This is a genomic window from Rothia nasimurium (assembly GCF_004569295.1).
Taxonomy (GTDB): Bacteria; Actinomycetota; Actinomycetes; order Actinomycetales; family Micrococcaceae; genus Rothia; species Rothia nasimurium_B.
On sequence record NZ_SPQC01000055.1, the window covers coordinates 1 to 14,386 of the forward strand.

Here is a 14,386-nt window from a genome sequence, read left to right on the forward strand (position 1 = left end):
GTCAGGCGGTTGATGACTATATCTATTGGTATAACAACGGTAGGCTTCAGGAGCGATTAAAGGGCCTGGCTCCGATGGGGTATCGGAGCCAGGCTTTGGCAGCCCTGACGGTCTAGGATTAAACCAGTCCAACTTTCGGGGGCTAGTTCACCACGGGTCGGGGGCTTTTCTGCACCCACACCACCGAAAGGAAACCACCCATGAACACCTGCTTCGCAACCAAACACTGCACATGCCAACCCAAACCCGCTACAACAACCGCACCTACCTCAAACACACCGCAGCTCTCAAAGCTCACGTCAAACGAACCGGAGAACCCTGCTGGCTCTGCGGCAAACCAATAGACCTTGAGCTGCCGTCTACTCACCCCATGAGCTTCACAGCGGACCACGTAGACGCAATAGCAAACGGCGGGAAGCTCCTGGGCGAGCTCAGACCCGCTCACCGTAGCTGCAACTCAGCCCGCGGACGCAAACGAACCCGCGAACAAATCAAACCACCTAAAACCAGCCGCACCTGGTGAGACAACCAGAAGGGGGAGGTACCCCCCCATAGGGGTGTGACCCCCTTCGGGTATAGTCACATCCCCCCAGGGCATCTCCTACCGCGTCTCACATTCACTTCAGGAGGTGACTTCGTGCCACGGCAACTGCAACCCTGCGGAACCCACGCCGCCTACGTCCGTCACCGCCGAAACAAGGAAGAATGCGATACCTGCAAGGAAGCAGAACGCGAAAGAAAAGCCAAAGCAAGGGCGGCAAAAAAGCTGGCTGATGCCTCTGTCTCACTTTCAACTTCGGAACCGGGTAAGACGGTTGGGGTTGAAAGTAAATATCACGAGCAAGCTGACCCCATCATTATCACTGTGCCCTCTGGGGCTGATCCCTTAGAGTCCGCCAAGTGGCGCTTAGCAAAAGTGCGCGGGGCTATGCTGCTGTCTACTCCCAGGGATATGGCGGCTCTGGCCAAGCGTGAAGAAGAAATTGTTGCTCTGATTCAGGAGCTTGAAGGTAGCAAGATAGAGAAGAAGGTGAGCGCGCTTGACCAACTTGCAGCTAAACGCGCTCAGAGGCTCGCAAACGCCGCGGGTTAACCTCGTCCCTACCTACTTCACCTCAGCAGGTGATGATGCTGTTGACTTAGCTTCTGTGGCGGGTTTGGAGCTTGACCCTTGGCAGGAGCATGTATTGCGTGGGTCTTTGGGTGAGTCTAAAGACGGGCGCTGGCAGGCGTTTGAGGTGGGGCTCATCGTATCGCGCCAGAATGGTAAGGGCGCGGTGCTTGAAGCCCGTGAGCTGGCGGGGCTGTTTCTCTTTGGCGAGAAGATGATTATCCATACCGCGCACCTGTTCTCTACGGCTAAAGAGCACCAGATGCGCCTTGAGTCGCTGATCCGTAAATCTGAGCTAGTTGAATACATCAAAGGGTATGACGGTGACCCGGAAGGCCCCATTGCTGGTATCCGTACTGGTAATCAGGACATGAGCTTTATCCACCGCAACGGTAATCGCCTCAAGTTCTTGGCGCGTTCTGGTGGTAACTCTGGTCGTGGTTTCACCGGGGACCTTGTGGCTCTCGATGAGGCTTATAACCTGCCTGATGCGGTGCTGGCGGCGATGATGCCGACAATGGCGGCTAAATCGATGACTGGGTCGCCACAGATTTGGTACACCTCCTCTGCTGGTATGCCTGATTCTGAGGTTCTGCGGCGAGTGCGTGAGCGCGGGCTGAACCCTGATGAGGACGATACCCGCCTGGCCTATTTTGAATGGTCGGCTGCAGAAGATGATGACCCGGCTGACCCTGCTTCGTGGGCTAAGGCTAACCCGGCTTTGGGTATCCGTATTAGTGCTGAGTTTATTGATAATGAGCGGCGCACGATGGACCCTGAGACTTTTGGGCGTGAGCGCCTGGGTATCTGGGCAAAGATTGGTGGTTCATCTGCTATTCCGCCCAAGATGTGGGCTGACTGCCTGGACGAAGAATCTGAACCGGCAGCTGAGGTTGCTTTTGGTGTGGATGTGTCGCCTTTGCGTGATGTGGCTACGATTTCGGCAGCGTCTGTTTTGGAAGATGGGCGCGTCCATGTTGAGATTATCGACCGCCGGGCGGGGACGGCCTGGGTTGCAGACCGTGTTGAAGAGTTGCAGAAGCGGTGGAAGCCCACCGCGATTGTGTTTGATGCCGCTTCTCAGTCTGCCCCGGTGCTGGCCGAGAAACCGCGTCTACGCCGTTATCTGACCGCGCTGGATGCTAGAACCTACGCCCAGTCCTGTGGCGGTTTCTTTGACGCGATTACCCAGGAGAAGATTGTCCATACGGGGCAGGAAGAGCTAGATGAGGCTGTGGAAGCCTGCCGCCGCTCAAAGGGTGCGCAGGATCTTTGGCGCTGGTCGAAGAACGATAGCACTAAGGATATTTCGCCGTTGGTTGCTGCTACTTTGGCGCATTATGGTGCCACGAATGCTGAAAGAACTAAGTCAAGTAGGAAGTGGGTGGTCTATCGATGAGCCACGAATCAATGCTCGAGATGGTGCGGACCCCTCCCAAATTCGATATCTACGAGAACTACTATTCGGGTGAAGTGAACCTACAGCAGCTGGGTATTTCTCTGCCACCGGAGGCTCGTGTTCTTGAGATGTCGGTGATGTGGCCTAAACTTGCCATCGATGTTCTGGTTGAGTCGCTGGTGCTTGAAGGTTTCACTGTGGGGGAGGGTGCTGCCCCTGATGAGATTCACCGTATCTTCCAGGCGAATAATTTCGACACTAAGTGGCCCCTGGCTATGACTGAGGCTCTAGTGCAGCGACGCTCGTATGTGGTGGTCGGTGGTGCTGAGAATGGCTCAGACCCGCTGATTTCTGTTCACTCTCCCAAGGGCTTTGCTGTACGTCGAGACCATTTTGGCCGAATTGTAGAAGCCCTGCGTAAGTATAAGAACGGTAGTGATGAATACACCGCGCACTACCTACCAGGGGTAACCACCTGGCGCAAGTGCATCAACGGTAAATGGGCTATACTCGATTCGAAAAACACAGGTCTAGATAGAGTCCCTGTAGTCGAACTTACAAACCGGGTCCGAGCAGAAGGTGACGGTTACTCAGAGCTAGAAGCTATAGCCGATATCTGCGATGCAGCCTCACGCTCTCTTATCAACTTGCAGGTGGCTCAGGAAATGCTCTCTATGCCTCTGCGCTACCTCTTCGGAGATGGCGCAGATGAAGAGAAGATAGACCAGTTCGGTAATGCCGTTTCCAAACTTGATGTCTACTGGGGGCACCTCATCACCGGCCCCGCGGGCTCTTCCGCTGGCTCCCTTGATGGGGCGAGCTTGGAGCCAATTATCTCGGCCTTTAAGCTCTACGCACAGCAGGTCTCCGCTATGACCGGTATTCCTCCGTTCATGCTAGGTATCACGGCTGATTCAAACCCGACCAGTGCTGAGGCTATGCAGGTGGCGAAGGACCGGCTGGTGACCCGTGCTATGCAGAAGCAGAATCTCTTTGGTGATGCAGCGGAGGATATCGCTCGTCTCTGCCTGGAGGCTGCAGGGCACAGCGCCGATGGGCTTGAGACTCTAGAAGCTCGGTGGCGTGACCCGTCCGTTGCGTCTCCGGCGGCTCGTAACGCTCAGATACTGCAAGCTCAGGCACAGGGAATTATCACCAAGGAAACTGCCCGTGAGTTCTTGGGTCTATCCCCTGAGCAGCTTGCCCGAGAGAACATCTACGACACCAATTCTAGGGCTGTTCTCGGGCAATAATTCCAGTGGGGAGGGCGACGAATGCTTCTTGACATGTTTGCCGCCCTGCTGGGCTCTATTGTCCAGGCTTTCCGGCAAGAGCTCACTCCGGTGCTTCGAGACCTTGATATGGCTGATTCTGAGAGGTTCGAGGAGTCTGTCCCCATGCTTGCTGTTTTGGTGCGTAAGTACCGGCAACAGGCGGCTGAGCTCGCCAATCAGCTGATGGCCGAGGAGGCTGCTAAGGTTGGCGGGCAAGCCTTGGTCCCGCCGGTAGAGGGTTACGCTGACCAGGCGGTGCATGAGATGCTGACCCACTCGCGAAGTATTGACCAGGTAAGTAGGTCCTTGGAGCGGCATGTTCGGACAGCTGCCCGCCGGCAAGTAGTCCGGGCGGTTCCCGCTCCGGTTGTACCGTCTGCTTCTGAGACGAACCCATCTGTAGATGAGGTTGAGGTTGATGAGGATGGAAATTTCGTTGGTGAAACCGAGGAGGGGTTTGAGGCCCGGCCAGCTAGTAAGGAGGAGTCGCAGCAGCCTGCTGTCTACCCCATCGGTTGGGCTCGGGTACTCACCGGTAAAGATAACTGTGCTTTCTGTATAGTGCTTGCCTCACGTGGCCCGGTCTACTCATCCCGGCATCATGCAAGTTCTACCAGCAGCAAGCATTGGGATAAAGAAGGGCGGCAGTGGGCTAACTCTTATCATGACAACTGTGATTGTCTCGTGGTGCCTGTCTACGACCCGAAAAACTGGGCAGGAAAGGCTCAAGCAGACGCCCTTTACAAGGTCTATGAGGAAGTCACCCGAAATGCTACAGCCGGCGGTAAAAATATCACTGAAGGCAACGATAAGCTCAAAGCTTTTTCTAACTACCTACGTGATCTCAAAAAGGACGGCAAAGAGCTAGAGTACCCTGCCTTGGAGGAGCTTGATGAGATTCAGAGCGTATCCGATGAAACCAAGAAGCCGACTAAAACACCCGTGCTCAAATCAGTCATTCCGCCAGGTGAGAAGCTTGAGTCTCATGAAATTGAGTTCTTGAAGAGGTTCGAAGCCCATGGTCAAACGGCTCACTGGATTGCGAATGATACTGTTCTTCCCGGAGTTGGCCTTATACCAGCTAATGACTTCCACTGGGTAGAAAAAGGATACCAATTTACAGAGCTTAAGACGTCAAAAAATAAATACTCAACGATTGCAACCCGTATTAGAGACGCTGTAGTAAGTGCTCGAACCCACAAACACCCTGTAGCTAAAGAGCACTTTGTGATTGACCTTGGGCATCACAAACTAAGTGACAAGCTCCGTTACCAGCTAAGCGGGTATAACCTTCGGAAATCTGAAGCGCAGATAAAGTCACTGTGGGTGATGCATTCAGATGGAAAGGGTTTTGAGGAAATAAAACTTCAATAAAAAGCAGGTGCCCCACCTCTGACCACTTCTAGACCTTTTGGTCGCCCTATTATTTCAAGGTTGCGGAGGGTAGCACCTGCTCTATACACAATTTTAACAGCTGTAATTATCAACCGTAAGGATACAACATGGAAAAGATTCCCTGGGAACGCGAAGGCGAAACCTTTGACGCCGGACGTGCCAAAACTCTGCTGCTAAATCTTCGAGCAGAAAAAGAAAACTACCAGGCCAAGCTCACGGCCAAGACCAGCGAGCTTGAATCCCTCACTACTGAGCGCGACGAGCTCAAGACCCAGCTCGAAACCGCCCAGGCCACCGCCAAGGAGCTACAAGAGCAGGTCCAGCAGGCAGCAGGAGAGCTCGCCGCCCTCACCCTGCTGCGAACCAAAGAGCAGGTTCTCACCCGTAAGGGCCTGCCCACAGACCTAGCCGATCTACTCACCGGGGACGACGAAGAAGTACTCGAAGCGGCAGCAGACCGGCTGGCAAACCTGCGCACCCCCAACTCCGTGCGTCCTGGCACCCCAATGCCGCCAGATCCCGCCCAGGTCGGTGAACCTGCTACTGATCCCCGTCAGGAATACGCAGAAGCTATCTTCGGCCAATAAACAGGCTTGTGCCCAGGTGGCACCCACCATAACTAAATACGGCAACCACCCGCTATGCCTATCGAATGGCTAGCGGATTTTTTATACCCAAAACCAATCTGAAAGGAGCAGCGCACTATGGCTGCAACTACTCTTTCTTCTCTCGAATCAAGCGGTATCCTGCCTAAGCCTATGGCGCAGGAAATCATCAAGAAGGTCAACGAAGAATCCGTTGTCCAGAAGCTCGCTGGCACCATGCCCATGTCCATCACCGGCGCGTCCATCGCGGTACAGACCGGTCAGGCACAGGCTGGCATCGTCGGTGAAGGCGAAGCCAAGCCCGTAACCAACGCCGGCGTGGCGGTCAAGAGTATCAAGCCCATCAAGGCCGCTGCCATCGTCTACTGGTCTAAGGAAGCTCGCATGGCTAACCCCCTGGGCTACCTGGACTTCCTTCAGGAACAGCTCACCGGTGCTATCACCCGAGCCTTCGACCTGGCCGTACTGCACGGCAAGAACGCCATTAACGGCCAGACCATCTCCGGTGTCGAGTACGTCAACCAGACCACCAACCGCGTGGAGCTTGGTACCGCAGCAAAGGACGCCGGCGGCCTGGCCGCCGACCTACTGGCAGGCTACGACCTGGGCACCGCATTCGGCCTGCCCGTCGCTTACGGCAAGGCAGTTTCCGGCAAGATCGGCGCAGCGGAAGACACAAAGGTCCGTGCCTTCGGCGGCGACTTCACCAATAATCTCAAGTACGGTTTCGCCGAAAACATCTCCTTCTCCCGCACTGACGTGGCAACCATCGTCGATAACGGCCAGACCGTCAACCTCTGGCAGAACAACATGGAGGCATTCCTTGTCGAGGCTATCTTCGGCTGGGTCATCACCGATAAGGAAGCCTTCGTCGCTTACGAGGACAAGGCCTAAGCATGGTCCCGCGATACCAGAACAAGGAAACCGGCACCATCATCACCACAGAACGTGAGTTGCCGGCTCCTTGGCACGAGCTGAAAGAGGTGAACTCCGATGGCGATAGCGACAGCCCAGGACGTGGAGACCTCCCTGATGAGAAGCCTGCACGAAAGCGAAGCACAGTACGTCGAAAAACTACTGAACAGGGCTGAGAACCTTATCAAGGTTCGCATCCCTAAACTTGCTGAACTCTGCAACGCGTCACCAAGCTTCATGGATCTGCTGACCCAGGTGGAAGCAGAAGCTGTAGCCCGCATTTTTCGCGCAGAAAACTCAGGTATCTACACCTCAGAGTCCGAGGACGGCTACTCATACCGGCTCAACCTCAAGGTTGCTTCTGGCCTGCTCGATATCCTCCCTGAGGAATGGGCCCGGCTCATGGGTACCGGTGGCTTCCGGTCGGTAGCCCCGGTGTCTGATGGGTATGCTCGTGCCAGGTTGCGCGGGCAGCGCCCTGACCTGAACTTCCAGTTTGGCTGGCCTGGGAAGACTCTTCTATCTGAGGAGCTCTAGCTATGAGCCTTATTCGCAAACCCCGGCATACCGTCACTGTCGTACTACGCCAGGAGCAAGACGATGGCGAAGGAGCCCTCGATTATGTCGAAACCGGGCGAATAGAGGTTCCCTGCAACGTCCATCCGTCATCCACCACCGATGTAGAGAGCTTCGGGGTAAAACCCAATGACCTCTACACGGTCACTGCCCCGCCCGGCATCTGGCCAGGTGACCCGCTCTCCCTCATTGTTTGGGAAGGTGATATCTACACCCAGCGCGGGCGGCTTCTCAAGAGCCGAATGGGCCGGGCAACCCAGCACGATAAGGTCTACATGGAGCGAGGAAATGGCACAGGTCTTTAAAACAACAGGCGATGAGCTAGCCCGACTCGTCTCAACAACCGAAGCCTTTGACACAGAAGCAGATAAGGTTCTTGCTCGAGTCCATGCAGAGGCCGCTAAAATCTCCGAAACAGGCGAATACCTCGACTCCATCGGTATAGACGCAGTCCCCGGACGCAAAGGCGTCATCGACCGCGTCATCTACTCCGATGATGATGGTGCGCTCGCTATCGAGTTCGGGCGTAAGACTAAAGACGGCGGGTTCGAGCCCGGTAAGCATGTCTTTGCGAAAGCGATGTGGGGATAATGATTGTCACCAAGTATTTGGCTGCGCTTATCAAGGGCCTTGGCCTGGTGCCGGTCAGCACGGTATCTGCCGCTAAGGTGCCTGAGCGTTTCATCTTCTACCAGGTTGTAGGAGCGAACCCTCTACCTAGCCAGTCTGCCACCGTATCAGAGCGGGTATCGGTGAATATCTCTGCTATTGCCCCGCGCCGGGCTGAAGCAGAAGCCGATCTGCAGCAGGTTCTGCAGGCTCTCACCGACTCGTATGAGTTCGATGTATCTCATGCTGGGGCTTCACCGTCCTACCTGGAAGTGACTGCCTTACCCGTTCTCTTGCCGGCGGTTTCTGCTGCCGATTTGAGCAAGCAGGCTTACCAGTACACCATGACCGCGACTCTCATCTTTCAAACCTAATAACTCTTGCCCCGCTACCTGGCGGGGTTCTTCTCTTAAGGAGGGAAAACTATGGCTCGTGAAGCTAACTACGATGCCGACAAGCTGGTGGTGCCGGGCCACGGCACCGTGCTTGTCTCAGTCAACGACAAGGCCGACCCCTTTGATATCGAGTCCTTCGTGCTGGGCGACGACACCTCATACCCCAATGATCAGTGGATGCCTTTCGCCCTGACCTCGAAGGAAAACACCTTCGCTTTCACCAAGGACGGTGGCGACGAGACCGTTCTGGACGTCTGGGAATTCGACAGCATGGATTCATCCACCGAGTCGTCCACCAACGGGTTCACCGTCAACGCTGCTTCCATGCAGAAGTCCGTGTGGGATTTGGCCTACGGCGGCGGCAAGTACGACGACGTGCTCAAGGGCTACGCAGAGCATGAGACCGTGCCTGTAGAGAAGTCCGTCATGGTTATCTTCGCTCATGGCGGTAAGCGCGCAGGTGCATACATGCGCAAGGTCAAGATCACTGCCGGTGATGCCCCCGAGGTTGCACCCGATAACTTCTTCGAAACCCAGCTCAAGGGCACCATCCTCACCCCCGACGTAATGACCTGGGGCAAGCGCTTCTGGTTCGACGCCCGCCCCTACAAGGCCGCAGGCGAATAAACCCACTAACCACCTGCCCCGAGCTACCTGAGCCCAGCTCGGGGCAGGAACCACCCACCGGGCTCACCCACCATCATTTTCAACTGAAAGGGCTCACCCATGACCACCAAACCCCAAGACCACAAGGTACCCAAGGCAGAAATCAACGCCGCCAAGCAGCTCAAATTCAACGAAGTAGAAGGCTCAGAACTACTCCTGCCCTTCAGCAAGCTCAAAGCCTCCGACGCCATGCGCCTCACTGGCCGCCTACTCAAAACCCTGGGCGACGAAGTGCTCGACAACAACGGCAACATCGACACCAGCAACCTGCGCGCAGCAGTCTCAGCTCTCGACTGGGACCAGGCGGCAGACTTCATCGATTTCATCGGTGACCGTTACGTCGCTGACCGTCCCGGCTGGGAGAAGTTCAACCGCTTCGACAACATGAACGCAGTCCTCGACCTTGTCTTCTCCTACGCAGGTGAGATGGGAAAAGACGAGAACTAGAAGAATTCTTCGACACCAACACAGAGGCCGTCGCTGATTTCCTGGCTCTCTACCATTACTCACCATTCGAACTCATCTGGGCTGATGATTTGAGGCCGCTCGAAGCTCTCATGGAACGTCTGGCGCAGGACCCGCGGTCACGGTGGAGAGCCACAGCCAGCGGTGACGAAACCTGGTGGGAATACGACGAGACCAACCGCCGCCTGGACGATGTCATTGACATGCTCCGAGTGCTCAACCACACGGTTGCACAAGTCAATTCACCCAAGAAGGTGCGAGAGCCACAACTGGTACCAAGGCCAGGGAGTAACCCAAAGGCTAGCCAGCCACTCTCCCTCGACGACGTCTCCAACTTCTTCTAACCCAACCTGCTAGGAGGTAAGCCCGCATGGAAGCCGGCAAAATCTGGATCAGGGTAATCCCCAACACCAAGAACTTCCGCCCAGCCCTCGAAAAACACCTGCAACGCCTAGAGCGCCAGGTCATCATGAAAATCAGGGCAACTGTCGATGCAGACTACCTCCTAGCTCAGGCACAAAAAGCCACCAAAGCAGCCCAAGCAGCACTAGGCACCCTCGACGTCCGCGCAACCGTAGAAGCACAGACCGCCCGCGCTAAAACCCAAATCGCAGCACTAGAACGTAGCCGTGACATCGACGTAAACGTTGACCTAGACGCCACTGCTGCCGCAACCCGCATCGCGGTACTGACCCGAACCCGACGAATCTCAATCTGGCCAGTCATCAACAAGGCCGCGCTCGCTGCAGCTGCTGCTTCGCTTGCAGCTCTCAAAGCGGTAGGTGCGGCTTCTGCTATTTCATCTGTCGGCGCTCTTGCCGTTGCCGCTGTTGGGCAGGTTCTGGCTTTTGGGTCGGCTCTTGCATCTATTGCGCCGGCGGCCCTGGCTCTGCCTGGTCTGCTGGTCGGGGCAGGTGTCGGCGTCGGCGTCCTTGTGGCTGTTCTCAAAGACCTGCCGGAAGTTCTAGGTGACCTGGGGCCACAGTTCTCAGCTCTACAGGACTCCATGTCCTCCGCTTTCTGGGACAGGGCAGCTGGACCTATCCGCGAGATGGTGGGAACCGTCTTGCCCGCGCTCTCTGGTGTTCTCACTGAGATAGCCGGGCAGTTTGGTGGCTGGGCTGTAGCCATCTCAAGCGCCCTAGCTGATTCGCATTCAATTGCGGTGATGACAGGGTTCCTGGAGAACATGCGTGATGCCGTAGACCTGGCCGGTGACGGTATCGGCGCATTCGTCGCCGGTCTCATCAACTTAGCCGGCGTCGGCTCAGCTTACATGGGCCCCCTTGCTTCAGCCTTCAACAGCATGGCTTACAGCTTTGAGGCATGGACTCAGAGGGTTACTGCTAGCGGTGAAATCTTCCGCTGGATAGATGGAGCGTTGCAGAGCCTCCGCCTGCTGGGTTCCATCATCGGGTCAGTTACCGGCATTATCGTGGGGCTCGCTACTGCTGCATCTAATGCATCTGGCGGTGGCCTCGGGGCTATGGCCGCCGCCCTTGCAGCTATCAACGCTGCGGTGAATGGGCCGGCCTTCCAGGGCGCGCTCACTACCGTCTTCCAGGGAGCATTTACAGCGGTATCGGCACTCTCCCCAGCACTATCGGCGCTCGGGGCAGCCTTCATCGCGCTTGCTCCGATCATCGCCCAGACCATGGGGACGCTGGGAACTCTTCTCGGGTCCGTCCTGGGCGCTGCTATTACCGCGCTGGTGCCGGTCGTGCAAACCCTACTGTCAGCCCTTCTGCCGGTTGTTGAACTGCTTGGTGGCGTGCTGGTGCAGGCAATTAGCCTTATCGCGCCCTTGCTCCAGCAGATTGCACCGGTGATTGCTACAGTGGCAGCGACCCTGGCATCAGTACTGCTGACCGCGATATCCCAGCTGCTACCGCCTATCATGCAGCTAGCTACCGCACTACTGCCCCCACTAATGGCGCTCTTTGCCGCCCTGGTACCGGTCATAGCGGCTCTCGCCTCAGCAATCATCCCGGTAGTAGCCGCCCTTATCTCAGGGCTAGTGCCGCCGCTGACCCAGCTACTCGGGGCAATCCTGCCGCCGCTCATTTCCATCTTCCAGATGGTCGCCGCCGCTATCCAAGCGCTGGCACCCATCTTGATGCAAATCGCCCAAGCAATCCTGGGAATCCTGATACCGGCATTCCAGATCATCCAGCCGGTAGTCCAGACCATCTTCTCGGTCCTCGTCACCCTTATACAGGCAGCACTCGATATCATCATCGGGGTTTTCAACGTCTTCGCAGGGCTACTGACAGGGAACTGGTCGCAGGTCTGGGAAGGTATTAAGCAGATTGCCTCAGGAATCTGGGACGCCATCAAGGGCATCATCTCCGGCGCCCTACAAATCCTGGTCTCTCTCATACAGGCTGGCATGGCCGCCGCCCAAGCTATCTGGTCAGCCATCTGGAACGCCATATCCAGCCTACTTTCCAGTATCTGGGAAACTATCACCTCAGCGATCCAAACAGCCATCAGCGTCGTTCAAAGCGTTATCAGTTCGGCGCTCTCTACGATTCAGGCTCTCTGGTCGGCGGGGTGGGAGGCAGTTCGTAGTTTTGTCTCGACCGCTTGGGAGAACATCAAGTCTGCGGTCTCTTCTGGTATTGAGAGTGCTGTTTCTTTGGTGCGGGAGATGCCCGGAAAAATCAAGAGCGCCTTGGGAAACCTGGGCAGTCTCTTGATGGATTCAGGTAAGGCCCTACTGCGTGGTTTCATCGACGGTATCAAGTCAATGGCCGGTGCTGCAGCAGACGCCGCTAAGGGCGTGGTGCAGAAGGTCCGAGATTTCTTCCCCTTCTCCCCTGCAAAGGTTGGTCCTTTCTCTGGGCGTGGGTATACGACCTACTCAGGTAAGGCACTAACCGGTGACTTCGCTCAGGCTATTGCCGGAAACGCTTCGGCTGTCGAGTCTGCTACGCAAAAGATGATGAATGCTGCTGCTACCAGTGTTGCAGCAACACCACAATTTATGACGGGGCCGGTGCCCGCCCCAACACCGTCGGTAGCGCAGGGTATATCTTCGCCAGAGATATCATCTGCTGCAGAGCTAGCTGATGCTATTCGGACAGCACTAGACGACCTATGGCGTCCAGTCGGTGACCGAGAGGTTCTTATGCTCATCCGTCGAGCAGAAAGGTTGCGCTAATGCGTGGAAAAGACTATATCGGAACCCTGGCAAATATGATTCCTGTTGGTTGGCATTCGTCTTTTGCTGAAGCTGACAGCGACGAGGTGTATGTCTTCCAGCGTTCACCTCGTCGCAAGTGGGCTTTCCGAGCTCATGCTGCTTCAAAACGCGAGTGGTCAGTAGGGGTCTCTGCTAGGAATGAGGATCTTGCTGTGCTTCGAGGGTTCTTACGTGGAGCCTACGGACCGGGGCCATTTTGGTATGTATCAGACGTAGCCTCATTTACCAACGTGTTGACGCCAGAGCAGAGTGATTTGGCTGGTATAGCGAATACTTCCACGCAGGCAGTGGGCGGGTTCGCTCCTAAAGCGGTTACTGGTCCGGCTCCCGTAACCCTCGCTTCAGGTGTGCCTGTAGTACCGGGTAAACATGTGACGGTATCGATAGATGCCTCTGGTTCAGCTGTACTCACCGTGCGATTCAGGACCGCCTCTGGCTCGGCTGCCCCTTCGCCATCACCATTGGCGGCCAAAGGCGATCTAATGCAGCGGCTGAGCTGGACTGGCATCGTCCCTGCAACTGCTCGCCAGGTTGAGGTGAGCGTAAGTAACCATATTGTTGTAACGCGGCCTCAGGTGACGTGGACTCCGTATACAGTGCCATGGGTGGACGGGGGTGGGTGCTCTTCAGCAGTGATGGCCGAGGCGCCTCGCTCGATGAAGAATCATGACCGTGGCACGCATAACTCTCTGTTTGAAGTAACTGCCAAGATTGTGGAGGTGGGCTAAATGCTACCTGGCACCTACGAGCCAGGCCCGGTCATCGAGGCCACCCTCCGTATCTACGTGAATGGGGAACTGCGCCCTCATGCCTCGGCCTCCTGGGAAGGCAACACCACCGGTGGGCTACCAGCCTCCCTAGTAGCTGCTGGTGATGATATTTACTCCCGCACCGGCACTATCACCTGGGCACCCGGTACGGCAGTGACCCTGCACCCGCTTGCCCCGGTCGGTGAGAATCGATGGATGCCGCAGCATGGCGATAAGGTCTACATCGAAGCTGAGGTCGGCGACGTGAGATTCCCGCGCTTCACCGGCTACCTGGGGGTCTCTACCTGCGACCTTCTCACCGATAAAGTCACCACTAAAATCACTGATGGGCTAGGGGCAGCCCTGCAAACCATCATGAGCGTACCCCCAGGCCTTGGCCGGTACCTGCGCTCTTCCTGGGTAGCCTACCGTGCTATCGAGCAGGCTGGGCTGGGCATTCTTCCCCCAGTCACCGCGGATACAGTGCTACAGGACGCCTATCAAGGCGGTATCCGCCCGGTCGTCGGGGAGACCATCGCCACCGGCATCGAGCACGGTGAACAAACCGGCGTCACAGCTTGGACAAATACGCGCACCCGCCCAGCGCAGGTACCCCGTAATGGCAGAGATGTCATGGCTTACTCTCGGGCTGGTAACCCCAATGACCCGGCAGAGCTTCGCGTGAACTTCAGCGATGGCACCGCCGCGAGACTTCAGTACAGCCCAGCGACCCGGGAGCTAGCGCTAGGAGCACCTGGTAAAGGTATCGTCTGGCGGCAGGTGCTTGAACCCAACTTGAACACCCAAGTTCTGGCGTTTAAGCTCAACACTGACCGAGGTAACCGGTACCCGTATCGCCGGGGTAAAAGTCGATTACCTGACCGACTGGGAAGACGGGCCGCGCCGGGTTGAGGCCATGAACACCCATACCCCTGTGATACGGCTCAGCGCCCTAGAGACCCAGCGCCTGCACGCTGTGCGCGGCTTCGAAAACGTCACTGCCGAGAAGATAATCTCTGAAT

At 56.4% G+C, this 14,386-nt stretch carries 17 protein-coding genes; all 17 read left to right on the forward strand.

Features of this window, described 5'->3' with window-relative positions:
* Positions 1 to 116, forward strand: a 116-nt coding sequence (locus E4U03_RS12980) for an IS3 family transposase (RefSeq protein WP_135011154.1), incomplete at its 5' end; no start/stop codon positions are given.
* Between the two features lie 116 nt (positions 117 to 232).
* A complete protein-coding gene (locus E4U03_RS11265) occupies positions 233 to 523 on the forward strand; it encodes an HNH endonuclease (RefSeq protein ID WP_135013825.1) in 291 nt (96 codons plus the stop codon).
* 114 nt (positions 524 to 637) lie between these two features.
* Positions 638 to 1,093: a hypothetical protein gene (locus tag E4U03_RS11270; protein WP_135013826.1), complete on the forward strand. Its 456-nt coding sequence runs from the start codon at positions 638 to 640 to the stop codon at positions 1,091 to 1,093.
* Between the two features lie 94 nt (positions 1,094 to 1,187).
* Positions 1,188 to 2,510 (forward strand): terminase large subunit, encoded by a 1,323-nt coding sequence (locus E4U03_RS11275; protein WP_135013827.1) that lies wholly within the window; start codon positions 1,188 to 1,190, stop codon positions 2,508 to 2,510.
* The gene (locus tag E4U03_RS11280) at positions 2,507 to 3,763 is read left to right on the forward strand and encodes a phage portal protein (protein WP_135013828.1); all 1,257 of its coding nucleotides are present in this window, start codon (positions 2,507 to 2,509) and stop codon (positions 3,761 to 3,763) included. The genes E4U03_RS11275 and E4U03_RS11280 overlap by 4 nt, the downstream gene beginning before the upstream one ends.
* A 21-nt stretch (positions 3,764 to 3,784) precedes the next feature.
* Positions 3,785 to 5,158 (forward strand): hypothetical protein, encoded by a 1,374-nt coding sequence (locus E4U03_RS11285; protein ID WP_135013829.1) that lies wholly within the window; start codon positions 3,785 to 3,787, stop codon positions 5,156 to 5,158.
* A 128-nt stretch (positions 5,159 to 5,286) separates the two neighbouring features.
* Positions 5,287 to 5,766, forward strand: a complete 480-nt coding sequence (locus tag E4U03_RS11290; RefSeq protein WP_135013830.1) for a capsid assembly scaffolding protein Gp46 family protein — start codon at positions 5,287 to 5,289, stop codon at positions 5,764 to 5,766.
* 117 nt (positions 5,767 to 5,883) lie between these two features.
* Positions 5,884 to 6,678: a phage major capsid protein gene (locus E4U03_RS11295; protein WP_135013831.1), complete on the forward strand. Its 795-nt coding sequence runs from the start codon at positions 5,884 to 5,886 to the stop codon at positions 6,676 to 6,678.
* A 99-nt stretch (positions 6,679 to 6,777) separates the two neighbouring features.
* Positions 6,778 to 7,236, forward strand: a complete 459-nt coding sequence (locus E4U03_RS11300) for a Gp19/Gp15/Gp42 family protein (RefSeq protein WP_135013832.1) — start codon at positions 6,778 to 6,780, stop codon at positions 7,234 to 7,236.
* Between the two features lie 2 nt (positions 7,237 to 7,238).
* Complete coding sequence (locus tag E4U03_RS11305) at positions 7,239 to 7,580, forward strand: hypothetical protein (RefSeq protein WP_135013833.1); 342 nt, start codon at positions 7,239 to 7,241, stop codon at positions 7,578 to 7,580.
* Positions 7,564 to 7,866, forward strand: coding sequence for a DUF5403 family protein (locus E4U03_RS11310; protein WP_135013834.1), 303 nt, complete (start codon positions 7,564 to 7,566; stop codon positions 7,864 to 7,866). The genes E4U03_RS11305 and E4U03_RS11310 overlap by 17 nt, the downstream gene beginning before the upstream one ends.
* Positions 7,866 to 8,258, forward strand: coding sequence for a hypothetical protein (locus tag E4U03_RS11315; protein WP_135013835.1), 393 nt, complete (start codon positions 7,866 to 7,868; stop codon positions 8,256 to 8,258). Before E4U03_RS11310 ends, E4U03_RS11315 begins: the two co-directional genes overlap by 1 nt.
* A 51-nt stretch (positions 8,259 to 8,309) precedes the next feature.
* Complete coding sequence (locus E4U03_RS11320; protein WP_135013836.1) at positions 8,310 to 8,906, forward strand: hypothetical protein; 597 nt, start codon at positions 8,310 to 8,312, stop codon at positions 8,904 to 8,906.
* A gap of 99 nt (positions 8,907 to 9,005) precedes the next feature.
* The gene (locus E4U03_RS11325; RefSeq protein ID WP_135013837.1) at positions 9,006 to 9,392 is read left to right on the forward strand and encodes a hypothetical protein; all 387 of its coding nucleotides are present in this window, start codon (positions 9,006 to 9,008) and stop codon (positions 9,390 to 9,392) included.
* A gap of 110 nt (positions 9,393 to 9,502) precedes the next feature.
* A complete protein-coding gene (locus tag E4U03_RS11330) occupies positions 9,503 to 9,754 on the forward strand; it encodes a hypothetical protein (RefSeq protein ID WP_135013838.1) in 252 nt (83 codons plus the stop codon).
* Between the two features lie 26 nt (positions 9,755 to 9,780).
* On the forward strand, positions 9,781 to 12,573 hold the full coding sequence (locus tag E4U03_RS11335) for a phage tail protein (protein WP_135013839.1): 2,793 nt from the start codon (positions 9,781 to 9,783) through the stop codon (positions 12,571 to 12,573).
* A gap of 770 nt (positions 12,574 to 13,343) precedes the next feature.
* Positions 13,344 to 14,276: a hypothetical protein gene (locus tag E4U03_RS11340; protein ID WP_135013840.1), complete on the forward strand. Its 933-nt coding sequence runs from the start codon at positions 13,344 to 13,346 to the stop codon at positions 14,274 to 14,276.
* Positions 14,277 to 14,386: the final 110 nt, after the last annotated feature.